The organism is Stenotrophomonas nitritireducens, assembly GCF_001700965.1.
GTDB classification, from domain to species: domain Bacteria; phylum Pseudomonadota; class Gammaproteobacteria; order Xanthomonadales; family Xanthomonadaceae; genus Stenotrophomonas; species Stenotrophomonas nitritireducens_A.
This window is the reverse complement of the sequence record NZ_CP016756.1, coordinates 1,429,115-1,452,538: the sequence shown is the minus strand read 5'-3', so window position 1 is coordinate 1,452,538 and position 23,424 is coordinate 1,429,115. Positions and strand designations below refer to the sequence as shown.

Genomic DNA, 23,424 nt, shown 5'->3' with positions numbered 1-23,424 from the left:
TGATGGAAGAACTTCGGTTGGCAACCGGGAGCAGTTGATGCTGCACGACGCGTTTGCGCCGAGGGCTTGACCCCGTCCGCAACGGAGCCGGTCCTGCGGCAGGTGGCACGGCTGCGGTCCACCGGTATCCGCCGTGGCACGGCGGGGGCTGAGCTGTGAAGGCAGCGGGTGTTCCCATAGCGCCGCCAGGCCGCATCCCCGGACGCCGATCGAAAGGAGCGCAGCCGGGGCCGGGCGGTTGCGGGCCGGGAGCCGGCGCGGCAGACCCTCGCCACGAGGCCGCAGGGCCAAGGCTCCGCGGCCTTTTCAGGACGGTTCTGGGTGGGGCGGTGCGGCTTCCGGCCCCGGAAAGGGGCTTGTCTCACAAAAAACGGCATGCATCCTGACATCGGTCTGGGTTAGGATTCCGGCGGACCGGACCGTGCTCGTCTGCTAGGTAACATCAGGGACAGAGTCTTACCGCAAGGTCTCTAAGCCAAAGGAACGCACCTCGTAAGGTGCAGGTTAATGGGGAAGTATCAGATGCGTAACGTTATTTCGCCGCTCACTGCAGCGGTCTTCACTCTGGGTATCGCTGTGGCTGTGAGCAGCCAGCCGGCCCATGCAGCCTTCAAGGCCAAGGGCACCCAGGCGCAGGAACAGCGCCAGCAGGCTGCCGCACAGATTCCAACCTGTCAGCGCCCGATCGGCACCTTGTCGGTGATCGAGCCGGAAGACTCCACCAACTGGTGGACCGGCCAGCAGTTGCCGGCACCGTCGCGTCTGATCAAGGCCTTCGTCAACCGTTCGCGTTGTTTCACCCTGGTGGACCGTGGCGCCGGCATGGCCGCAGGCCAGTTCGAGCGTGAGCTGGCAGCCAGTGGCGACCTGCGGGGTCGTTCCAACGTCGGCAAGGGCCAGATCAAGGCCGCTGACTACGTGATGATCCCGGACTTGGTCTCGCAGAACAGCAACGCCGGTGGCAATGCCATTGGTGGCCTGCTGGGTGGCCTGATCGGTGGCCGCGCCGGTGCCCTGGTGGGTGGCTTGAACTTCACCAGCAAGACCGCTGACGTGGTGCTGACCGTGACCGACGTGCGTTCGTCGGAGCAGGTGGCCATCTCGGAAGGCTCCGCGCGCAAGAGCGACATGGGCTTCGGTGCTGGCGCCGGTCTGTTTGGCGGTAGCGGCCTGGGGGCGGCTGGCGTTGGCGGCTATGCCAATACCGAAATCGGCCAGGTCATCACCATGGCCTACCTGCAGGCCTATACCGACATCATCGCCCAGCTCGGCGGCCTGCCGGACAACGCGTCTGCGGCCAATGCGCAGCAGGCCGTGACGGTGACCCGAGCTGGCCGCCTGCTGGCCAACGCCCGCGGCACCGGCGCGCCGGTGCGTACCCTGGACCCGGGCATGATGCTGTACCCGACCGGCACCAAGGAAGGCGTGATGTGGGAAGTCGAGGACGAGCTGGGTAACCGCGGTTGGGTGTCGTCCACCCTGCTGCAGCTGTCCAAGTAAGCCCGGGTTTACCCCGCAGAAGGGTCGCGCAAGCGGCCTTTCTGGTTTCTGGCTCCCGGTAGTGCCGAGCCATGCCCGGCAGGGGCATTGCCAGCCGCCAATGTAGGAGCGGCGTCAGCCGCGAAGCTGGCCATCTATATCAAGGGCAATGCCCGCAACCTGAACATCTACGAGCTTCGCGGCTGATGCCGCTCCTACAAAGAACGTGCCGGGCCCAGCCCTTGCCGAGCATGGCTCGACACTACCGGGCTTGGCTGCGTTCATGGAAGGCTGTGAATCGGTCTTGGCCTTGGGTTTGTCGGCGTTCGCCCCGATAATGGCGGCATGGAAATCAAGTCCGACAACCCTGAACACGGCTTCCAGTTCCCCGGCACCTTTGAGCTCAGCGCCATGGGCGCGGCCAACATCGGTCTGGAGGCTGAGCTGCCCAAGTTGCTGCAAGGCGCCGGTATCGAGGTGCTCGAAGAGCGCATCAGCTGGAAAGAATCCTCCAACGGCAAGTACGTCTCGGTGCGCATCGCCTTCAAGGCCGATAGCCGCGAGCAGTACGACGCCGCCCACGCGGTGATGCGTGACCACCCGGAAGTGAAGTGGACGCTGTAACCGCTTGCGCTGCACAAACGCCGGCAAGCACCACGCGTCCGGCGCTGCTGCGGGACCTGGGCCGGCAGGGCTATGAACCTGTCTGGCACGCCATGCAGCAGTTCACCGACAGCCGTGGCGATAGCACCACCGACGAACTGTGGGTGGTCGAACACGACCCGGTGTTCACCCTGGGCCAGGCCGGCAAGGATGAACATGTGCTGGCGCCGGGCGATATCCCGGTGCTGCACGTCGACCGCGGCGGCCAGGTGACCTATCACGGCCCCGGCCAGATCGTGGTGTACCCCTTGCTGGACCTGCGCCGGCTTGGCATCGGTGTGCGCGATTACGTGTGCCGCATCGAACAGGCCATCATCGACACCCTGGACGAATGGAACATCGGTGCTGAACGCCTGGACGGCGCACCCGGTGTCTACGTGGACGGCGCCAAGATCGCCGCGCTCGGCATCCGCGTGCGGCGCGGCTGCAGCTTCCATGGCCTGGCGTTCAATGTGTCGCTGGATCTTGAACCCTTCCACCGCATCAACCCCTGCGGCTACGCCGGGATGCAGGTGACCTCGGTGCTAGACTTGGGCGGTCCTTCGGGTATCGAAGCGGTCAAAGCGGTGCTGCTGTCCCATCTGGCCCAGCAGTTCGGCCTGGCCTTGCAGCCGACGCCCGAACTGCCCGATCTGACTACGCGGCTCTGAGACCGCTGATAACGCCATGACTGAAACCACCACGCGCTCCATTCCCCTGCAGGTCGTGCAGGGTGACGTCCCGTCCGCGCCGTTGCAGGCCGGTGTCAAACAGCTTGGCGGTGACAAGATCAACCGCTCGCCGGTGCAGTTCGCCGACGCGCCGGTGCTGCGCAAGCCTTCCTGGATCCGCGTGCGCATTCCTTCGGGCAATGCCGTGGCCAACCTGAAGGCCAAGCTGCGCGAGAACCGCCTGGTCACGGTGTGCGAAGAAGCCAGCTGCCCGAACATCCACGAATGCTTCGGCCACGGCACCGCCACCTTCATGATCCTGGGTGAAGTCTGCACCCGTCGCTGCTCGTTCTGCGACGTGGCCCACGGCCGGCCCAAGCCGCCGGACGCCAACGAGCCGGCCAGCCTGGGCCAGACCGTGGCCGACATGGGCCTGAAGTACGTGGTGGTGACCAGCGTTGACCGCGATGACCTGCGCGATGGCGGTGCTCAGCACTTCGTCGACTGCATCACCGCCATCCGCGAGAAGTCGCCCAACACCCGCATCGAAGTGCTGACCCCGGACTTCCGTGGCAAGGGCCGCATGGAGCGCGCGCTGGAAATCCTGGCGCAGAACCCGCCGGACGTGTTCAACCACAACATCGAAACCGTGCCGGACCTGTACCGCAACGTACGCCCGGGCGCGGACTACCAGTGGTCGCTGACCCTGTTGAAGAACTTCAAGGCACAGCACCCGGACGTGCCGACCAAGTCCGGCATCATGCTGGGCCTGGGCGAAACCCTGGAGCAGGTGCAGGCAACGCTGCGTGACCTGCGTGCGCACGACGTGGAAATGGTGACCATCGGCCAGTACCTGCAGCCGACCGCCCACCACCACCCGGTTCTGCGCTACTGGACGCCGGAGGAATACAAGGCGTTCGAGGAATACGGCTACGCACTGGGCTTCACCCACGTCGCGTCCGGTCCGATGGTGCGTTCGTCCTACCACGCCGACCAGCAGGCGGCCGGTGCCGGCGTCGCTGTCTGAGCCGCATCCAATGACACGCGCCGGCGCCATGCCGGCCGCGTTGCGGCCGCCGCCGCCGCCGACCATGCCGGCGCGATTCACATTCTGCTACAGCACTGCGGCTAGTCTGGCCGTGGGCCGGATGACAAGTGCCGAAACTTTCGGCACTGTCGGCATGTCTGACCTGCCCGCAGTCTCCCCCCAACGTTCGGTGCCACGAGTACTTTGATGAACTACCGAGTTCCCGTTTTCCTGCTGGCCTTCGCGCTGACCGCTCCCGCCGCCCTGCTGGCGCGCGCTGATTCGGCCTTGCCCTCGGCAGCGACGCTCGACCAGGCCACCACCTCCAAGCTAGTGTACGGCCTGCTCTCCGACAGCCGCTACGCCTACCGCCCGCGTCAGCTTGATGCGGCAACCTCGCAGGACGTGTTCAAGCGTTACCTGGAGTCGCTGGACAGCGGCAAGCAGTTCTTCACCAAGGAGGACGTCGATCGTTTCGCGCCGCTGGCTGCGCAGACCGGTGAAGCCATCCGTTCGGGCGAACTGGACCCGGCCTATCAGGTGTTCGCGGTGTACCGCCAGCGGGTGGGGGAGCGCGTGGCCTATGCCCGCCGCCTGCTCAGGCAGGAGCCGGATTTCACCCTTGAAGAACGCTTCAACTACGACCGCAAGGACGTGCCGTGGGCGACCAACGCCGAACTGGACGACCTGTGGCGCAAGTCGGTCAAGAACGACTGGTTGCGGCTGAAGCTGGCCGGCAAGCCGGCCGCGGATATCCGCAAGACCCTGGACAAGCGTTACGACACCCTGCTCAAGACCATCAACGAGCTCAAGGGCGAGGACGTGTTCTCGTTCTACATGAACGCTTACACCAGCGCCGTTGACCCGCATACCGATTACTTCACCCCGCGCACGGCCGAGAACTTCAACCAGGCCATGTCGCTGTCGCTGGAAGGCATTGGTGCCCAGCTGCAGCGCCAGGACGACATGGTGGTGATCCGCGAAGTGGTGCCCGGTGGCCCGGTGGCGATGGACGGCACGCTCAAGGCCGGCGACCGCATCGTCGGTGTCGGCCAGGGCCGCTCCGGTCCGGTTGAAGACGTGATCGGCTGGCGCATCGACGATGTGGTGGCCAAGATCCGTGGCGCCAAGGACACCCAGGTGCGCCTGGAGTTCATCCCGGCCGCCGAAGGCGTGGATGGCAAGCACCGCATGCTGACCCTGACCCGGCAGAAGATCCGTCTGTCCGAACAGGCCGCCAAGGGCGAGACCATGACCATTCCCGGTGCCGCGGGCGCACCGGAACGCCGCATCGGCGTGGTCAAGCTGCCAACTTTCTACCAGGACTTCGAAGGCCGCCGCCGCAACGCCGCCGACTATGCCTCGGCCACCCGCGACGTGGCCAAGCTGCTGGCCGGTTTCAAGGCCGACAAGCTCGACGGCGTGGTGCTGGACCTGCGCAACAACGGCGGTGGTTCGCTGGACGAGGCGATCGAACTGACCGGCCTGTTCATCGAACAGGGCCCGGTGGTGCAGGTGCGTGAATCCGGCGGCCGCGTCACCGTCAACAGCGACCGCAACCCGGTCGTGGCCTGGGACGGCCCGCTGGCGGTGCTGATCAACCGCGGTTCGGCCTCGGCCTCGGAAATCTTTGCCGGCGCCATCCAGGATTACGGTCGTGGCCTGGTGATCGGTGAAACCACCTTCGGCAAGGGCACCGTACAGAACGTGGTGCCGCTGGACCGTTGGCCGGCCAGCGAGAAGGAACGCTTTGGCCAGGTCAAGCTGACCATCGCCCAGTTCTTCCGCGTCAGCGGCTCCAGTACCCAGCACAAGGGTGTGGTGCCGGACCTGGCCTTCCCGGCCAGCGTCGACGCCAGCGAGTTCGGCGAGAGCACCTACGACAACGCGCTGCCGTGGACCCGCATCGCCGCCGTGCCGCATACCCAGTACGGCAATTTCGCGCCGATCGTGCCGCGTCTGGAAACGCTGCATGACACCCGCATCCGCGCCGACCGCGAGTTCCAGTGGTGGGAAGAGGACGTGCAGCAGTTCCGCACCGAGGCCGCCAAGAAGTACGTCTCGCTCAACGAAGCCGAGCGCCGCGCCGAGCGTGACAAGCAGGAAGCACAGCGCAAGCAGCGCCAGCAGATCCGCAAGGAACTGGGCCTGCCGCTGGATCCGCTGGCCGAGGACAGCACCGACGACGGCCTGACCGGCAACGAGCGTGACATCGTCAAGGATGCCGCCCGCGAGAAGGCCGCCGAGAAGCGTCCGGACCCGCTGTTGAAGGAGTCGGCCTCGATCCTGGCCGATGCCGTGAACGTGCTGGAGAAAGACCGCCCGCTGTCGGCACAGGTGTTGCCGCAGTCCACTGGTCCCGGCCGCTGGGCAGACTGAGCGGCCGGCACCCGCACTGCGCACAGCCCACCTGAGCGCAGCGCCAACAGGGGCCCTGCCCGCATTCAACGCCGTCAGCGTAGCGTTACGTTGGCGGCGTTATGCTGTGCGCCTTCGCTCACCGTGGAGACGCCCATGCGCCGATATCCGCTGCCTGCGTTGGCCGGCTTGAGCCTGTTGTTGGCCGGTTGCGGCGGCAAGGTCGCCGACAGCAGCCTGCTGCGCGAGTCATTCGATTCGGGCGATACCTATACCCGCAGTCTCGACACCACACCGGCGCAGGCCTGCGAGGCCGCACGGCGCGCGCTGCTGGGCCAAGGTTATGCGATCAGCCGTGCCGACGCCGGCAATGTCGAAGGCAACAAGAATTTCCAGCCCAAGGACGAGGTGCACGAACAACTGGTATTGCGGGTGTCCTGTGCCGCACAGGGCAGCGGCAAGGCACAGGTGTTCGTCAGCGCGGTGCAGGATCGTTATGCACTGAAGAAGTCGCCGACCTCGGCCAGTGTGGGCGTGGGTGCACTGGGCTCGGTCTCGCTGCCGTTCGGCAGCAATGACGATTCGCTGGTGCGGGTTGCCAGCCGCACCGTGCAGGACCCGCAGTTCTATCGCAATTTCTTCGGCCGTCTGCAGTATTACGTGGACCAGGACGCACCCGCAGCGGCGGCGGATCCTGCTCGATGACGCATGGTCGGCGTGCGGGACCGTGGATAGGGCGATGCGCGCTGCTGCTGGCAGCGTTGCTGAGCACGCCGCTGCTGGCCGAGGCCGGCTGCAACATGGCCCTGCTGCAGCAACTGGGCTGGCAGGTGAGTCCGGGGCCACAGCCGGCGCCACAGATCAACGCAGGCGAGCCGTGCCGGCGTGTATCGCTCGCCGATGCACAGGCACATGGCGACCTGCGCCTGCAGCTGCCCGACGCTTACAGCGAGGCGCAGCGCGAGCAGTTGGCCGCAGACATGCTGCAGCAGCCCGCCAGCATCTGCGCCTACGCCTTCAAACTGGGCGAGGCGGCGCGCACGGCCAGTACCCGGCTGCAGGAAAATCCGGGCTATCGCTTCACCGCCCTGCAGCTGGGCTGGATCGGCTTTGGCGCGCGCGGCGCCGGTGCCCAAGGCTGGCAGCGTTTCCGCAGCTTTGGCCGCGGCTATGCGCCGCGTGGGGCCAATTCGGTGGCGCTGGAAGCGTTCTACTCGGGCCGGGTGCGTTCCGAATGCGGTGTGGGGCGGCAGGTGGCGCAGCTGGCGACACTGCGTGAACTGTTCGGCGATGCGGCCTTCGACAGCGGCTTCACCGCTGGCGAGCTTTCCATCGGCACCTTTCTGAGCCTGCATGACACCGAAAGCATCCTGCTCGGCAGCAGCGCCGGCGAGATGTTTGCCGATGGCAAGGCGGTGCGTACCTCGGCACTTGGCCGCCAGGCCTTCATGGGCGTGCCGGGTTACGTCGTGCACGCCTTCGATGCCGCCTACCTGGATGACATCAACAACCAGGCCGAGAACTTCGTCATCACCGATATCAGTGCCGACGCGGCCGACGCGCTGGCGCGACACGGCGGCTTCGCCCATTACGACGCGCTCAACAAGCGGCTATGGGAGCTGGCCCAGCAGATACCGGGCCATGGCTGGCGGCGGTTCGAGCGGCTGCTGTACCTGCGCGAGCCGGCGCTGCGTGCGGCCGTGCCCGAGGCGCAGCAGGCGTTGCTGGCGCAGATGGATGCGTTGCTGGCCGACCCGGTCTACCGCGAGCTGATGCTGTACGTGCACCGCCAGGGCGTGCGCCCGCTGGGCTTTCACATCGCGCGCCTGCTGGACCGCAATCCGCGCACGCCGTTTGTCATCGAACTGGTGCTGCACAACCTGCACACCACGATTTACCAACGCTGGTTGCAGGCCCGTCTTGGGGCCTGCGCAGCCACACCTACATCACCGTCGAAGGAGCTTGGGCATGGAATTGGGAATGATCGGGCTGGGGCGCATGGGCGCCAACATGGCGCAGCGTCTGCAACGTGCCGGGATTGCAGTCACCGGCTTTGACCCGGGCGAACAGGCGCGGGCGCAGGTGGCCGCGCACGGCATTGCCACGGTGGACGCCCTGCAGGCGCTGGTGCAGGCATTGCCGGCGCCGCGCGCGCTGTGGTTGATGGTGCCGTCCAAGGTGGTGGATGCCACGCTCGACAGCCTGCTGCCATTGCTGGCGCCGGGTGACGTGGTGATTGACGGCGGCAATTCCTGGTACCGGGAATCGCAGCAGCGCGCCGCACGCTGCGCCGCGGCCGGGGTGGGCTTTGTCGATTGCGGCACCAGTGGCGGCGTGTGGGGCCTGCAGGAGGGCTATTGCCTGATGATAGGCGGCGAAAAGGACACGGTTGCGCGCCTGTCGCCGCTGTTCAAGGCGCTGGCACCGGATGCCGAGCGCGGCTGGGCGCATGTTGGTCCGGTCGGTGCCGGGCACTTCAGCAAGATGGTCCACAACGGCATCGAGTACGGAATGATGCAGGCCTATGCCGAAGGCTTCGCGCTGATGGAAAAGAAGGCCGAGTTCGACCTGGACCTGGCCCAGGTGGCCGAGGTCTGGCGGCACGGCAGCGTGGTGCGTTCATGGTTGCTCGACCTCAGTGCCGATGCCCTGCAGGGCAATCCGGCGCTGGAAGGCATCGCCCCGTACGTGGAGGATTCCGGTGAAGGCCGTTGGACCGTTGCCGAGGCCATCGAGCTGGATGTGCCGGCGCCGGTCATCACTTTGTCGCTGCTGGAACGGCTGCGTTCGCGCCAGGCCAATTCATTCAGCGACCGCATGCTGGCGGCGATGCGCAACGAGTTCGGCGGGCATGCGATCAAGCCTGCGGGTGAGGCAGGCTGAAGCTTTCCCACGGGCGTGCGGCGGCACCCATAAAACTTGTTAATAGGGAGTGCACGGGTACACCTATTCGTGCAATCCTTCACCGACAGTCAGCGATGCTGTCGTGCTGGGCACGCCGCCATCGAATGACACCGGGTCGACTCGGTCGACGAACACTGGGCCGTTGCCGCGCGCAACGGTCTGACAGCAAGCAGGGCAAGGGATGGCGACACGATTGACCGACGAAGACTGGAGCCGCTGGCGTCTGCTGGGGCTGGGGTTGGCTGCGTTGTTGATTATCGTGGTGCCGGCCTTGACCCTGCAGCGCTTGACCGCCGACAGCGTCAATGCGGCCAACTGGGTGGCGCATACCCAGGCCGTGGGCGCACGCCTGTACAACCTGCAGGCTGACATCCGCGATGTGGAATCGGCTGCGCTGACGTTGTCCAAGGGCATCCGTTCGCCAGCGTTGGAGCAGCGCCTGCTCACCGCCGACAACATCGATGAAAACCTGAACGAGCTGGCGCTGCTGGTCAGCGACAGCCCCGAGCAGTTGGTGCGCATCGGCAAGATGGATTCGATGCTGGACCGGCGCATGGCCCTGGCCAAGGAAGTAGCCGCCAGCACCGACTCGCCGCGGCAGCGCGAACTGATCGAGGAAATGACATTCCAGTACCCGATCCGGCAGCTGGTCAAGGATCTGCAGCAGCACGAGGACGCGTTGCTGATCCAGCGTGGCGCGCAGGCCAAGAAGCAGCAGCAGTTGGCGGCGATGGTCACCTGGACCGCGCTGGCGGTGCAGTTGCTGCTGCTGGGGCTGGTGCTGTGGCTGCTGAAGCGGCAGATCGGCAGCCGCGCCGATATCGAATTGCGCCTGAGCAAGGCCAGCGCCCGCGCCAGTGCGGTGCTGCAGACCGTGCGTGAGCCGATCGTGCTGCTCGATGGGCAGCTGCGCATCGTGTTGCACAACACCGCATTTGCCGAGATGTACGGCGTTGACGAGTCTGATGTCAGCCAGCAGCAGCTGCAGGACATCGGCCAGGGCGCATGGGACGACCCGCTGGTGCGCCAGCGTCTGGCCGACGTGCTGCTGCGCGGCCGCGAGCTGTGGGATTTCGAACACCAGCAGCGCAGCGCCGATGGCGTTGTCCGCACCATGCTGATCAACGCGCGGCGCATGGTGCTGCCCGATGCCGATGATGAAGTGGTGCTGATGACGATCAGCGACGTCACCCTGCAGCGTGCGGTGCAGCAGCACGTGGAGGAGCTGAACCGGCAGCTGGAAGGCAAGGTCGAGCAGATGGCCGACGTCAACCGCGAACTGGAAGCCTTCAGTTATTCGGTCTCGCACGATCTGCGCGCGCCGCTGCGGCATGTGGCCGGCTTCTCCGACAAGCTTGCGCGACACCTGGGCGAGCAGATCGACACCAAGACCCAGCATTACCTGCAGGTGATCAGCAGCTCCGCGCAGCTGATGGCCGCGCTGATCGATGACCTGCTGGTCTACTCGCGGCTGGGCCGTGGCGCGATGCGCCTGCAGCGGGTGGACATGCAGTCGCTGGTGGCCGACACCCGTTCGCTGCTGGACTCCAACCTCAACAACGAGGCGGCGGACGGCAAGGTGCGTGACGTCGAGTGGAAGATCGGCAGGTTGCCGGTGATCATCGGCGACGAGAACATGCTGCGCCAGGTCTGGTTGAACCTGCTGGGCAACGCGATCAAGTACACCGCCGCCCGCGAAAAGGCCGTTATCGAGATTTCGTCCAAGCAGCTGCCTGACGGCAGCCATCAATTCAGCGTCGTCGACAACGGCGCCGGCTTCGACATGCAGTACGCGTCCAAGCTGTTTGGTGTGTTCCAGCGCCTGCACAAGGCGTCCGAATACCCCGGCACCGGTATTGGCCTGGCCAGCGTGCGCCGCGTGCTGACCCGCCATGGCGGCCGCATCTGGGCAGACGCGCAGGTGGACAAGGGCGCCACCTTCAGCTTCGTTCTTCCCCAAACACCTGAAACATCCTACAAGGACACCGTGGAATGAGTCCCCTGTTGCGTACCATCCTGATTGCGGAAGACAGCGAAGCCGATGCCGAAATGGCGATCGACGCGCTGCGTGATGCACCTTTGGCCAATCCCATCGTGCACGTGGAGGACGGGGTCGAGGCGATGGACTTCCTGCTGCGCCGCGGTGCCTTTGCCGACCGCGAGGAGGGCTTGCCGGCGGTGCTGCTGCTGGATATCAAGATGCCGCGCATGGACGGTCTGGAAGTCCTGCGGCTGATCCGCGGTGACGAAGACCTCAAGCGCCTGCCGGTGGTGATCCTGTCCTCGTCGCGCGAAGAGAGCGACCTGGCCCGCAGCTGGGACCTGGGCGTCAACGCCTACGTGGTCAAGCCCGTCGATATCGAGCAGTTCTTCCAGGCAGTGAAAACGATTGGTACGTTCTGGGCGTTGATCAACCAGGCCGCGGACAGCGAGTAAGCGCAGATGCCGAACAAGGGAACGCCATTGGGGCCATTGCGCATCCTGCTGGTGGAGGATTCGCCCGAAGACGCCGAACTGGTCGTTGACCAGCTGCTCGAGGCTGGCCTGGAGATCGAGTTCGTACGGGTCGACAACGAGCCGGCGATGCGCGACGCGTTGGCCGAATGGATGCCGGACATCGTGCTGTCGGATCTCAGCATGCCGGGCTTTTCGGGCTATTACGCGCTGCACATCCTGCGCGAGATCCATCCCAGCGTGCCCTTCATCTTCGTCTCCGGCACCATGGGTGAGGAGACGGCGGTAGAGGCGCTGCAGCACGGCGCCAACGATTACATCATCAAGCACCAGCCGGCGCGGCTGCCGTCTGCGGTGGCGCGCCTGGTGCGCGAAACCCGCAGTGAGCGCGAGCGCCTGCGGGTGGAAGACGAGCTGATGCGCGCGCAGCGGCTGGAAAGCCTTGCCCTGCTTGCCGCCGGGCTCAGCCATGACCTGCGCAATATCCTGCAGCCACTGCTGATCATCCCGGACCTGATCCGCGACCGCAGCGACGACCCCAAGATCATCCGCCTGGCCGATGTCATCGCCGAATGCGGGCGACGCGGCCACGAGATGGTCGAGTCGATGCTGTCCTTCGTGCGCGGCTCACGCCAGCCGAGCGAGCGGATCGTGCTGCAGCGCCTGTTCCAGGCGGTGGGCATGCTGCTCAAGAGCAGCTTGCCGCGCAATACCGAGCTGCACCTGGAAGTCTCCGACGACCGCATCGCGATCGAGGCGAACTACACCGAGCTGCAGCAGGTGTTGTTGAACCTGTCGCTCAACGCCATCCAGGCAATGCCGGACGGTGGCAGCTTGAGCCTGATCGCCGAGCGTGTTGGCGGTGAGGAGGAAAAGGTGCGCATCCGCGTCAGTGACAGTGGCATCGGCATGGATGCGACCACGGTGAAGCGCCTGTTCACGCCGTTTTTCACCACCAAGGAAGACGGCACCGGGCTGGGCCTGGTGTCCTGCCACCGCATCGTCGAGAGCATCGGCGGGCAGATCCAGGTGCAGAGCGAACTGGGCGAAGGCACCACCTTCGAATTGTTGCTGCCGATGTTCGAGTGCAGCGGCGACGAGGATGCCGAGCCGCTGGAAAGCAACCGCGCCGGCCACGGCGAGCGCCTGCTGGTGGTGGACGACGAAGCCACGCGGCTGTCGCTGCTGGGCAATGCGCTGTCCAGCCAGGGGTATCGCATGCGCCTGGCCAGCGATGGCGCGGTGGCGATGCGGCATCTGCAGGAGGCCGGGCTGCCGGACGTGGTGCTGGTGGACAGCGGTATTCCGCTGTTGTCGGCGGGGCAGTTGTTGGCGGAGATGCAGGCCATGGGCTACCGCGGCCCGGCGATCGTGCTGGAGGATGCCAATGCACCGGCCTTCGCCGACGGCGAGGCGCCAGCGGGCATCAGCGTGCACGTGCTGCCCAAGCCCTTGGAGATGCAGCGGGTGTTCCGCGCCGTCGCCGACGCGCTTGGGGTGGGCTGAGCGCGAGCGAACAGGCCGTGCGGGCCGGCAACGGCTGGCCTATCATGTCCGCCCCCCTACGATGCGGTGCTCAAGCTCGTCCATCGTGGCGCGGGCTGGCCCGCAGGCAAACCAACACTCATGACCACTGTGCTCCTCAGCCTGGGCAGCAACCTGCAACCGCAGCACTACCTGCAAGCGGCGGTTGCCGTATTGCGCGAACGTTTTGGCGCGATTCGCGTCTCGCCGGCCTACCGCACGCCGGCGGTGGGGTTTGATGGTCCGGATTTCCTCAACAACGCCGTGATGCTGGACACCGACCTGCCGTTGGCCGAGTTGGATGATTGGCTGCACGCGGTAGAGGACGCGCACGGGCGCGATCGTTCCGGTCCGCGTTTCAGCGACCGTACCCTGGATATCGACGTGGTGTATTACGGCGACCTGGTGGTGGAAGGCCCTGGCCACCTGCGCATCCCGCGCCCGGAGCTGAAGCATGCCTTCGTGCTCAAGCCGCTGGCCGATATCGCCCCGGAGTTCATCGACCCGGTGCGCGGCGTGAGCCTGCAGCAGATGTGGCAACAACACCCGCAGTACGGCCAGGCGTTCGATACGGTGGCGTTGTAAGGCTGCACCTGCAGTGCCGAGCATGGCTCGGCACTACATGGGCAGGTCAGGTCAGCAGGCGGCCGCCGTCCAGGCGCAGGGTCTGGCCGGTGATGTAACCGGCATCGTCGAGCAGCCAGCGCACCGCCGAAGCGATTTCATGCGGGGTGCCGAGCCGGTCCAGCGGCGTGCGCTCCATCAGCTTCTGCTTGGCGGCCTCGCTCTTGCCCTGTTCCGGCCACAGGATGGCGCCCGGCGCGATGGCATTCACCCGCACGTGCGGGGCCAGTTCCAGTGCCAGCGAGCGCGTCACCATTTCCAGCGCGGCCTTGGCCGAACTGTAGGCCGGGTGTTCGCGCAGCGGCTGGGTGGCGTGCAGGTCGGTCAGGTTGACGATGGCGCCGCGCTGCTTGATCAGGTGCGGGGCCGCGGCCTGGGCCAGGAAAAACGGCGCACGCGCATTCACCGCGAACAGCGCATCCCATTGCTCCGGCTGTACCTGCCCGAACGGGGTGGGGAAGAAGTTGGAGGCGTTGTTGACCAGCGCATCGAGCCGGCCGAACTGGCTGACCGTCTGTTCCACCAGGTCCGGCAGGGCGTCCACGTCACGCAGATCCGCCTCCAGCGTCAATACGCTGCCCGGACGCTCGCTCTCCAGATCGAAGGCCAGCGACTGCAGTTCCTCGCTGGATTGGTGGGCGTGCAGGCCGATGCGGTAGCCATGGGCGTGCAGGTGACGGGCAATGCCGGCACCAATGCGGCGCGCGCTGCCGGTGACCAGGGCCACCCGTTGGGATTCTGTCATCTGGGGTTTCCTTACTCAGCTATCCTGTGCATTGTCCTCGCAAACCACCGCATCATGCATTCCGACCTGCCAACTCCCGATTCAGACGCGCTTGCACACAGCGAGCAGCTGGCCGCGCATCTGCGCGCGGATATTCTTGCCCAAGGCGGTGCGGTGCCGTTCTCGCGCTTCATGGAATTGGCACTGTATGCACCAGGCTGGGGCTATTACAGCGCCGGTGCCAGCAAGTTTGGCGCCGCCGGTGACTTCGTCACCTCGCCGGAGATTGGTGCCTTGTTTGCCGCCACCACCGCCAATGCGGTTGCGCCGGTGCTGAAGCAGCTCGGCCCGCAGGCACGCATGCTGGAACTGGGCGGCGGCAGCGGCGCGTTTGCCGAGATCATGCTCAAGCGCCTGCTGGAGCTGGATGCATTGCCCGAGCGCTATGCCATCCTCGAGCCCAGCGCCGACCTGCGTGAGCGCCAGCGCGAGCGTCTGGAACGCACGCTCATTCCGCCCGTGTTCGCTCTCGTGGAATGGCTGGACCGGCCGTTCGATGACGACTGGGACGGTGTGCTGTTCGCCAACGAGGTGATCGATGCGCTGCCGACGCCGCGTTTCGTCGCCGACGAAGGCGAGATCTACGAAGAAACCGTGGAGCTCGACGGCGAAGGCCGCTTCGTGCGCGGTGCGCAGCCGGCCGATCCGCTGCTGCTGGGTGCGGTACGGCATGTGGAGCGCTATCTGGAACGCCCGTTCGCGCATGGCTACCGTTCCGAGGTGCTGCCGCAGCTGCCGTACTGGATCCAGGCGGTAGCCGGTGGCATGCAGCGCGGGGCTATGTTGTTTGTCGATTACGGGTATTCGCGCAGCGAGTTCTACCAGCACGATCGTACCGACGGCACGATGCGCGCGTTCTATCGGCACCGTGTGCACAACGACGTGTTCCTGTGGCCGGGCCTGCAGGACATCACCGCCTCGGTCGATTTCACCGCCCTGGCCGAGGCTGGTACCAATGCCGGCTTCGAGCTGGCCGGTTACAGCAACCAGGCCAATTTCCTGATCGGCAACGGCATCGCCGACCTGCTGCTGCAGGCCGAGGCGCGCACCGATGACGTGGGCCAGCTGCGGCTGCGTGACCAGGTCAAGCGGCTGACCTTGCCGACTGAAATGGGCGAGCGTTTCCAGGTGATGGGTTTCAGCCGTGACGTGGACATGTCGGCGGCGTTCCTGCTCGGTGACCTGACGTGGCGCCTGTAAACACGGCGCTGAAGCCGCTGCGCCATCAGGGTTTCTGGCTGGGCCTGTGGTGTGCGGCGGTAGTGGCGGTGATCGTGGTCTGCCTGATCCCGCCGCCGCCCTTGGACCTGCCACAGAACAGCGACAAGCTGGAACATCTGTTGGCGTATTTCATGCTGTCGGCCAGTGCAGTGCAGCTGTTCGGCAGCCGCCGCGCGCTGTGCGGAGCGGCACTGGGCCTGGTCGCCTTGGGCGTGGGCATCGAGTGGGCGCAGGGCGCGCTGACCAGCACCCGTACGCCCGATCCGATGGATGCGCTGGCCAACAGCTGTGGCGTGCTGATCGGCATGGCCACTGCGCTGACCCCGCTGCGCGATGTACTGCTCAGGCTGCAACGGCGTTGAGCCGATAGCGGCCGCCAAGCCCATGGCGGATGCTGCCGTGGTTGCGGCTGCAACTTAATTTATTAGATAAATCAGCTGTTTCCGATGCGATGGCACTTACGCCGGCAACGCAATGGCTGCTACGTTGCGGTCATCACCGGCGCTGTCATGGCGCCGGTGATTTTGCAAAGTCGGCGCGGTGCGGGCCGTGGGTGGAGAGGACTCACGTACCGCACCGCGCCTTCCCGGAAGGTCTTTCCGGGCCTTACTTCTTCGGTTGCAGACGCACCTGGTCCAGCACCCACATCTGCGGACGGGTATCGCCGCTGAAGGTCATGCACAGGTCGGTGATCTGCTCGGGCCCGGCCCGCAGCGGTGCTTCCAGTTCAATGAAGCCATCCTTGCCCGGCTGCTGCGGCAGCGGCACGGTGGCCAGCACGCGGCCTTCGCAGCCTGCGCGCACTTCGAATTCCCCGTATCGGCTCACCGGCTTGCGGAAGCCGCGCTTGGCTTCCTCCGGGCGCAGCAGGCCGAAGTTGTAGGGAATGCGGCCGGCGCGGACCGTGATCGAGGCGATGTCCTGCAGCTGGGCGTCTTCCCACAACCAGCACGGGTTGAAGATGGAAACGTCGAAGTTGTCGCGCTCACCGTGCAGGGGGTTGTCGTCTACCAGCCGCAGCAGCAGGCGGCCGCCCTGCGGGCACTGCGCCAGGGTCTTGTCGTTGCGGGTCAGCAGCGACTGCGCATCGAAGTTCCATTGGCTGGGCGTGTCGGCCAGCGGCTTGCCATTGAAGAAGGTCTGCGCGGTGAGCACGGTAGGTACCGGCAGGGTCAGTGCGCCGGGATAGGCTGCTGACTGCGCGGTCGGCGTGCTGCCATCGGTGGTGTAACGGATATCGCGGTAGCTGAGCGGATTGGACAGCTCCACGGTGACCTTGCCGGCGGCGCGGTCATCCTGGCGCTTCATCGCCACCGACAGCGCGGTCTGGCCGTAGGCAATGCCCAGCGCCTTGTAGCGTTGCAGCTGGGCCGGCAGGCGGGCCAGGAAGTCGTCGTAGCTCTTGTTCTGCAGCGGTGTCCAGGCGATCTCCGACAGCGCCGCCAGGCGCGGGAACACGTTGTGCTTGAGGTCCTTGCCGTTGCGGGTGTGCTCGGTCCACATATTGGCCTGCACGCCGATCACATGCTTGCGCTGCGCCGGGGTCAGTTCGTCCGGCACCGGGTCGAAGGCGTACACGCGCTGCATCGAGGTGAACTTGGGACGGCCAGTGGGTTCTTCCGGCAGATTGGTCTGCAGGAAATCCAGGTACAAGGTATTGCCCGGGGTCATCACCACATCGTGGCCGTGCGTGGCGGCCTCGATGCCGCCTTCGATGCCGCGCCAGGACATCACCGTGGCCTGCGGCGGCAAGCCGCCTTCGATGATCTCGTCCCAGCCGATCAGCTTGCGGCCGTGGTCTTCCAGATACTTTTCCAGGCGCTTGAGCATGTGCGACTGCAGGGCTTCCTCATCCTTCAGGCCCAGCTCGCGGATGTAGGCCTGCACCTGCGGCGAATCCTGCCACTGGTACTTCACCGCCTCGTCGCCGCCGATATGGATGTACTGGCCGGGGAACATTTCCAGCACTTCGGCCAGGATGTTTTCGAGGAACTGCAGGGTGGGCTCGCGCGGATTGAACAGGTAGGGGTTCACGCCCCAATTGGCCGAGGGCTGGGTCGGGCCATCAACCACGCCGTGTTCCGGATAGGCGGCAACCGCCGCCTGCGCATGGCCGGGCACGTCGACTTCAGGAACGACGGTGATGTGGCGCGCGGCGGCATAGGCCACCACGTCGCGGATCTGCTCCTGCGTGTAGTAACCGCAATACAGGTGCGGCTTGCCGTCGGGGCCAACTCCGGCTTCGCCAGCGGCGGCGCGGCAGCTGCCCACTTCGGTCAGCTTCGGGTAGCGCTTGATCTCCATGCGCCAGCCCTGGTCATCGGTGAGATGCCAATGGAAGGTGTTGAGCTTGTGCGTGGCCATCGCGTCGAGGATCAGCTTGATGTCCTCGATGCTCTGGAAATGCCGGGCCGAGTCGAGCATGAAGCCGCGCCAGCTGAAACGCGGCGCATCGTCCACCTGCATTGCCGGCAGGGTGATGCTGTTCGCAGGCGCAGCGGCCAGCAGCTGCCACAACGACATCGCGCCGTAGAACAGGCCGCGCGCGTCAGCGGCTTCCACCAGCACGCCGTCGCCATTGATGCGCAGTGAATAGCTTTCCGGCGTTGCCTCACCAGTGGGCTTGCCGAGCCGGAACTGGATTGCGCCCTTGGCATTGCCGCTGCTCGTTGTCTTCAGCTGCAACGGCGTGGTCCGCGCCAGCAACTGGGTGAACTGTGCAGCGACGTCGCCAGCGCCGTCAGCGGCGATCACGCGGGTTGAGGCGTCCACCACGAAGCGGCCATTGCCGGGCTGCACCGACACCGGGCGCGGAATGATGCTGGCACCGGTTACTTCCACCGGCAGCTGCTGTGCGGGCGCGACAGTGGAAGCGGCCAATGCATGGCCGCTGGCAGAGGCAAGTGCAAGCGACAGCGCAGCATGCAGAGCGTGGGTGGTGAGTCGGTGTCGGGTCATCGTGGATCCTTGTTGTTGACGGTTGGCATGCGGCCAGCCGCTGTTGCGTTTGCGGTTGATGTAACGGTTGCTGCAATCCGTGGGGGGATAGAAGTTGGGGTGGCGCCAATGGCGCTGACCTGCGCGTTGACGTTGGTATTGGTGCTGCTGGATTGGATCATCGCATCAAGTGCAAAGCCCATCAGCACGCCTTCGATATCGGCTGCAACAAGCACGTTGGCATGATGGGCGAGCGTACCGGCCATGCCCCACTGGAAGCCACGTCCCGTTGGTAATGCATGGGTAGCGAGCAGACGTCCATCGCGGCGATCAAGTACACCTATGCCAGCGGCGTGATCAATAAAATAGGGGTGGCCAGCGGCCATGCCGACCAGCAACTGGTCACCCAGTGCCAGCGGCGTGCCCCAGCTCCAACCGCCAACATCGGTGCGCCACAGTACGCGGCCGCTGATGATGTCGATGGCGCTTACCTTGCGCAGATCGGATGAGCCGATGTACAGCGTGTTGCCTTCAAACGAAGGTTCGGATTCGATCCACGAGGTCCAGAACTGGGTCATCCACAGCGCGTTGCCGGTGCGTGCGTCGATCGCGTGCAGCACGCCGCTGCGGTCATTGCAGAACACGCGGCCGCGATGCACCACCGGCGCTGCGCCCGGGCGCGAGGCTAGACGGTACTGCCATAGCGGAGTGCCGGTGCGCGCATTGAGCGCCTGCACCACACCTGCTTCGGTGACGGCGAACAACTGGGTGCCGTCGCTGGCCAGGCCGTGCTGGATGCGACCAGCAAGCTGCCGCTTCCAACGGCTGGCGCCGGTGCGCATGTCCAGCGCCTGTACGCTGCCGTCGCTGCCGCCGACATAGAGCTGGCCGTCGCCGAGTAGCGGGCGTGGGCCCTGCCATTCCCAGGCCGCCGATTGTGGTTGCGGAGGCTCGCGGCTGCTGCGCGCGTCCTGGATCGAGGAGCGCCATTGCTCGCGGCCGGTCTTGCGCTCAAGCCGATGCAGGTAGCCACCATCGCTGTTGACGAACACGGCATCGTCGGTGACCAGCGCGGTGGCATAGATCGGATAACCCAAGGCGCTGCCCCAGCGCAGGCTGCCATCGGCCAGGTCAACGGCAAACAGGGTGCCTGCGGTGGTGCCGATATAGGCAGTGCCGTCTGTAATCACCGGCGAGGCAAAAATCTGGCCACCAAGATGGGTTTTCCAGCGCGGGCCGGACAAGGCCTGGGGGGAAGTGTTGCCTGGGTTTGTCGTGGGCAGAGAGTCGCGGTCGCCGCGCCGCAGGCGCAGGCGTTCGCCGCTGCCCAACAACGTGCCCGTCAATTCCTTGTCCTGCAGCCGCAGCGCCATGTGCAGGCTGCGATGGACCAGGGTGTTGCTGTCGTCGAGATCGGCCTTGCCGTGCAGAGGCAGCGAGCGCAGGTGGGCGATGGGTAGATCCAGTTGCATGTCGTAGCGGCCGTTGGCGTCGACCTGCAGGTTCAGGCCAATGCTGACCTTCTCGCGCGGGCTGCCGACCTCGCCGAGCCAGTAGCCGGAGAGGTCGTCGGTGGCGATGCTGGGCTTGCTCACTGCAAGCAGCATCAGCAGCACCATGCCGTGCACGGCGGGGGCGAGCTGGTGTCGGCGTTGGCGGAGGTTGGCAAAGAAAGCAAATTCCATGCGGGCGATGACCTGTGCAAACTACGGGATGAGCTGAAACCTGGCGGGAGCGTTGCAGCGCCCCCGCCAGGAGGTGTTGCATCAAGGTTTAGAAGGCAAAGCGCAGCGAGGCCGAGTAGCGGCGACCACTGTTGTAAACACCGCGGGTAAGCTGTTTCACGCCGGAATAGGAGTGGTACTGCTCGTCCAGCAGATTCATGCCATCCAGACTGATCGTCAGGTGGTCATTGACCTTGTAAGCCACCGACGCATCCAGCGATGCGTAATCCATCGTCCACAGCTGGCGGCCACCGCTGACCTGGGTGAAGTACTTGTCACGCCAGTTGTAGGTGATGCGGGCGTTCCAGTTTTCGTTCTCGAAGAACGGGCTCAGGTTGAACTGGTGCTTGGAGTTGAACGGCAATGGACGGCGGTCGGTGGCTTCGCCATCGGAATAGGTGGCGTTGGCGATCATGCCGAAGCCCCTGCCGAAGTTCTGCTGCCACGCCAGTGAGACGCCCTTAATCTTGGCGTCACCGGCATTCTGCGGGCGGTCCACCAGGAACTGGTCATCACGGTTCTGGTTCTGGTTGAAGTGGGTTTCCACGCGCGAGGCCATCAGGATGTAGTCAGCCACATCGCGATAGAAGATCGAGCCGGCCAGGATGGCGTCCTTGGAGAAGTACCACTCCGCAGAGAAATCCAGATTGGTGGAGCGATAGGGCTTCAGATCGGGGTTGCCGCCACCGCCCTTGAGCGTCTGGTCAGCCAGCCACAGGTAGCTGGAGGCATCGGCGTAACCGGGGCGTGCCATGGTCTTGGCGGCGGAGAAGCGCAGCACCACATCGTCGGCGGCGTCGTAGACCAGGTTGAGGTTGGGAAGGGTGTTGTTGTACTTGCTCTTCTTCACCCGCCACTCGTACTGCCCGGTGGGGCAGGAAGTGAGGTTGACCCGGCAGTTCCAGGCCCCGGAGCCGACGTCGGTCTGCACGTAACGCACGCCGATATTGCCGCGCAGCCGCTCGTAGCTGAAATCGGCCTGCACGTAGGCCGCCTGGGTGTCCTCTTCAATCGTCCAGGTGTTGCGGATGAACTCCGCTGCGCTGAAGGTGGTCAGCTGAGGCATTGCTGCACCGGGCGGCAGCCAGTCGCCGCCCAGGATGTAATTGGACAGTTCCCAGCCATTGATGATGAAGCGGTTGCCAAGGTCACCGTAGCCGCTGAAGCCGTCCATGTAATTGCCCGGCATCTTCTGCGGGTCGAACTGCGAGGCAGACGGGCTTGCACCGACCAGGCCTACACCCAGCTGCGTCTGGCTGGTTTCGTGCTGGCGCTGTTTGTAGCCGGCGCGGACCATGTAGACCGGTGAGTCCAGCTTGAGGCCAAAATCCACCTGGCCATAGGTTTCCTTGTCCAGCGTCGGCTTGTCGACCAGGTTGCCGCCCCAGCCCGGATCCAGCCGGAACATGCTCGGGTTGGTGAACGGGTTGGCGCCCTGGAAGCTCACAGTGCCCGGGTGCTTGGGAGCGTTTTCGATCGACCAGGTGTAGTCGGTACGGGCCAGGAAGCTGCCGAAGACCTGCCTGGGGCCGCCCTCGGCCTTGGTGCTGCCGATATGGGTGGAGGCGAACCAGCGCTCGTCGTTCCAGTCGGCCTTGAGGTCGTAGGTTTCTGATTCCACCGAGGCACGACGACTCTGCAAGTCGAACACGGCCAAGCCGTTCTTGTGCTTTCCGCTGGTGATGATGCCGTCCTTGACGGTCAGATCGGTCAGGGTAAACAGGCTGTTGTAGGTATTGCCGGGATTGACGTACATCGCCTGCACCGTGTGATCGAAATTGGCATCGATCTTCAGTGCGTTCAACTCGATGTTCAGCTGTTCCAGCGGCTTGAACTGCAGCGAGGCGGAGTAGGTATCGCGCTTGCGCTCCTGGTTGAAGAAGTGCGCGCTGATCGAGTTCGGGCCTACCGCAGTCAGATTGCTGCTCAGCGTCTGCGCGCAGCTGCCGACACAGCTCGGATTGCCGCCGGGCGCGTTCACTATCGAGCCACCGCCGCCCAGGCCGGAGTAGTAGTTCTGGCCGGTCACGCTGCCATAGGACTCGATGCCCTGGCGGCGGATGCTTTCATGCGAACGCTGTGCCGAAACGATGACGCCGAAGTTGTCGGCCGCGTTTTTCCAGCCGAATGCGGCCGATGCCTGCGGATCGGTATTGCCCACCAGTTCGTTGCGGGTATAGCTGACCCGGCCGGTGATGCTGAGCTGCTCGGGCATGTCCAATGGCCGGCGCGTGGAGATGTTCACCGTGCCGCCGATGGAGCCTTCTTCCAGGCGCGCTTCCGGCGACTTGAACACTTCCACCTTGCCGACCAGTTCCGGGGCCAGCAGCGAGTAGTTGAAGGTGCGGGTCGGGAAGTCGGACATGTTCCAGTCGCCGGAGGCGATGGACTGGCCGTTGAGCAGCGTGCGGTTCAAGGCCGGATCAACACCGAGGATGCTGACGCGCTCACCCTGGCCGTAGGCCCGGTCGATGGTGACGCCGGGGATGAGGCTCATCGCCTCGGCGACGTTGGTGGCCGGGAACTTGCCTACGTCCTCGGCGGTGATCACGTCGACGATGCTGTCGGCATTGCGCTTGGACTCAAGTGACTGCTGCAGGCTGGCGCGGATGCCGGTTACGACAACGCGATCCAGGTCGGTTGCGTCCGGTTGGGCTTCCTGTGCGCTGGCCGCAAAACTGATCGCCAGACAGCTGACGATGGCGGCGGTTAACGGTGACTTGCGGTGTTTCAAAGGTCTCTCTCCCTTTGCTGATGGATGGCCGGCAGGTGATGCCGTCCAGTGATTCCCGCATCCCTTCGGGTGTGCGGAGAAACATCGCGGGCGCCGTAGTGGCCGGCCGCGTCGAACGCGGTGTCAGGTCAAAAACAGGCCGGTTGCAGCAAGGGTCCAGAGCGCTCCGCAAGCGGTGCGATGGGGAGTGGATCGGATGTACTGCCGGCCTTGCTTGTCCACGTCATGCCTCGATGGGTGGTTGGGGCGGGTGACTACCGTCGTTCAGCTCGGGGTGGAGTGTGCGTGTATTTGTTTTTGATTTGCAAAAATAATTTTCACGAAAAATTGGCGCTTTTAAA

General features: G+C 65.1%; 18 protein-coding genes. 14 read left to right on the top strand and 4 right to left on the bottom strand.

Annotation, left to right across the window (positions count from 1 at the left end):
- The first annotated feature begins 522 nt into the window (after nucleotides 1-522).
- The 12 genes from BCV67_RS06120 to folK all read left to right on the top strand — a co-directional run bounded on the left by BCV67_RS06120 (nucleotide 523) and on the right by folK (nucleotide 13,644).
- Nucleotides 523-1,500, top strand: coding sequence for a CsgG/HfaB family protein (locus tag BCV67_RS06120; RefSeq protein ID WP_062166922.1), 978 nt, complete (start codon nucleotides 523-525; stop codon nucleotides 1,498-1,500).
- A gap of 324 nt (nucleotides 1,501-1,824) precedes the next feature.
- A complete protein-coding gene (locus BCV67_RS06115; RefSeq protein ID WP_057627155.1) occupies nucleotides 1,825-2,103 on the top strand; it encodes a DUF493 family protein in 279 nt (92 codons plus the stop codon).
- Complete coding sequence (gene lipB / locus BCV67_RS06110; protein ID WP_062166921.1) at nucleotides 2,091-2,792, top strand: lipoyl(octanoyl) transferase LipB; 702 nt, start codon at nucleotides 2,091-2,093, stop codon at nucleotides 2,790-2,792. The genes BCV67_RS06115 and lipB overlap by 13 nt, the downstream gene beginning before the upstream one ends.
- A 16-nt stretch (nucleotides 2,793-2,808) precedes the next feature.
- Nucleotides 2,809-3,819 carry a lipoyl synthase gene (lipA, locus tag BCV67_RS06105; RefSeq protein WP_062166920.1) on the top strand — a complete coding sequence of 337 codons (1,011 nt, stop codon included), beginning with the start codon at nucleotides 2,809-2,811 and terminating at the stop codon, nucleotides 3,817-3,819.
- Between the two features lie 207 nt (nucleotides 3,820-4,026).
- Nucleotides 4,027-6,198 carry a carboxy terminal-processing peptidase gene (locus BCV67_RS06100; protein ID WP_062166919.1) on the top strand — a complete coding sequence of 724 codons (2,172 nt, stop codon included), beginning with the start codon at nucleotides 4,027-4,029 and terminating at the stop codon, nucleotides 6,196-6,198.
- A 135-nt stretch (nucleotides 6,199-6,333) separates the two neighbouring features.
- Entirely contained in the window at nucleotides 6,334-6,882 is a 549-nt protein-coding gene (locus BCV67_RS06095; protein ID WP_062166918.1) for a DUF2242 domain-containing protein, read from the top strand.
- A complete protein-coding gene (locus BCV67_RS06090) occupies nucleotides 6,879-8,234 on the top strand; it encodes a hypothetical protein (RefSeq protein WP_197430070.1) in 1,356 nt (451 codons plus the stop codon). Before BCV67_RS06095 ends, BCV67_RS06090 begins: the two co-directional genes overlap by 4 nt.
- The gene (gnd, locus tag BCV67_RS06085; RefSeq protein ID WP_062166917.1) at nucleotides 8,146-9,060 is read left to right on the top strand and encodes a phosphogluconate dehydrogenase (NAD(+)-dependent, decarboxylating); all 915 of its coding nucleotides are present in this window, start codon (nucleotides 8,146-8,148) and stop codon (nucleotides 9,058-9,060) included. Before BCV67_RS06090 ends, gnd begins: the two co-directional genes overlap by 89 nt.
- Nucleotides 9,061-9,262: 202 nt before the next feature.
- Entirely contained in the window at nucleotides 9,263-11,077 is a 1,815-nt protein-coding gene (locus BCV67_RS06080) for a sensor histidine kinase (RefSeq protein ID WP_062166916.1), read from the top strand.
- Nucleotides 11,074-11,517: a response regulator gene (locus tag BCV67_RS06075; protein ID WP_062166915.1), complete on the top strand. Its 444-nt coding sequence runs from the start codon at nucleotides 11,074-11,076 to the stop codon at nucleotides 11,515-11,517. Before BCV67_RS06080 ends, BCV67_RS06075 begins: the two co-directional genes overlap by 4 nt.
- Nucleotides 11,518-11,523: 6 nt before the next feature.
- The gene (locus BCV67_RS06070) at nucleotides 11,524-13,041 is read left to right on the top strand and encodes a hybrid sensor histidine kinase/response regulator (protein WP_062166914.1); all 1,518 of its coding nucleotides are present in this window, start codon (nucleotides 11,524-11,526) and stop codon (nucleotides 13,039-13,041) included.
- 120 nt (nucleotides 13,042-13,161) lie between these two features.
- Entirely contained in the window at nucleotides 13,162-13,644 is a 483-nt protein-coding gene (folK, locus tag BCV67_RS06065) for a 2-amino-4-hydroxy-6-hydroxymethyldihydropteridine diphosphokinase (protein ID WP_062166913.1), read from the top strand.
- 46 nt (nucleotides 13,645-13,690) lie between these two features.
- Here folK and BCV67_RS06060 read toward each other — a convergent pair whose 3' ends face one another.
- Nucleotides 13,691-14,428 carry a pteridine reductase gene (locus tag BCV67_RS06060; protein ID WP_062166912.1) on the bottom strand — a complete coding sequence of 246 codons (738 nt, stop codon included), beginning with the start codon at nucleotides 14,426-14,428 and terminating at the stop codon, nucleotides 13,691-13,693.
- Between the two features lie 54 nt (nucleotides 14,429-14,482).
- Here BCV67_RS06060 and BCV67_RS06055 point away from each other — a divergent pair, with 54 nt between their 5' ends.
- Nucleotides 14,483-15,667, top strand: a complete 1,185-nt coding sequence (locus BCV67_RS06055) for a class I SAM-dependent methyltransferase (RefSeq protein ID WP_062166911.1) — start codon at nucleotides 14,483-14,485, stop codon at nucleotides 15,665-15,667.
- Nucleotides 15,655-16,050, top strand: coding sequence for a hypothetical protein (locus BCV67_RS06050; RefSeq protein WP_062166910.1), 396 nt, complete (start codon nucleotides 15,655-15,657; stop codon nucleotides 16,048-16,050). Before BCV67_RS06055 ends, BCV67_RS06050 begins: the two co-directional genes overlap by 13 nt.
- Before the next feature lie 244 nt (nucleotides 16,051-16,294).
- Here BCV67_RS06050 and BCV67_RS06045 read toward each other — a convergent pair whose 3' ends face one another.
- The 3 genes from BCV67_RS06045 to BCV67_RS06035 form a co-directional block, all read right to left on the bottom strand.
- The gene (locus BCV67_RS06045) at nucleotides 16,295-18,646 is read right to left on the bottom strand and encodes a beta-N-acetylhexosaminidase (RefSeq protein ID WP_062166909.1); all 2,352 of its coding nucleotides are present in this window, start codon (nucleotides 18,644-18,646) and stop codon (nucleotides 16,295-16,297) included.
- Nucleotides 18,643-20,310 (bottom strand): PQQ-binding-like beta-propeller repeat protein, encoded by a 1,668-nt coding sequence (locus tag BCV67_RS06040; protein ID WP_062166908.1) that lies wholly within the window; start codon nucleotides 20,308-20,310, stop codon nucleotides 18,643-18,645. Before BCV67_RS06040 ends, BCV67_RS06045 begins: the two co-directional genes overlap by 4 nt.
- An 88-nt stretch (nucleotides 20,311-20,398) precedes the next feature.
- The gene (locus BCV67_RS06035; protein ID WP_062166907.1) at nucleotides 20,399-23,083 is read right to left on the bottom strand and encodes a TonB-dependent receptor; all 2,685 of its coding nucleotides are present in this window, start codon (nucleotides 23,081-23,083) and stop codon (nucleotides 20,399-20,401) included.
- Nucleotides 23,084-23,424 lie beyond the last annotated feature (341 nt).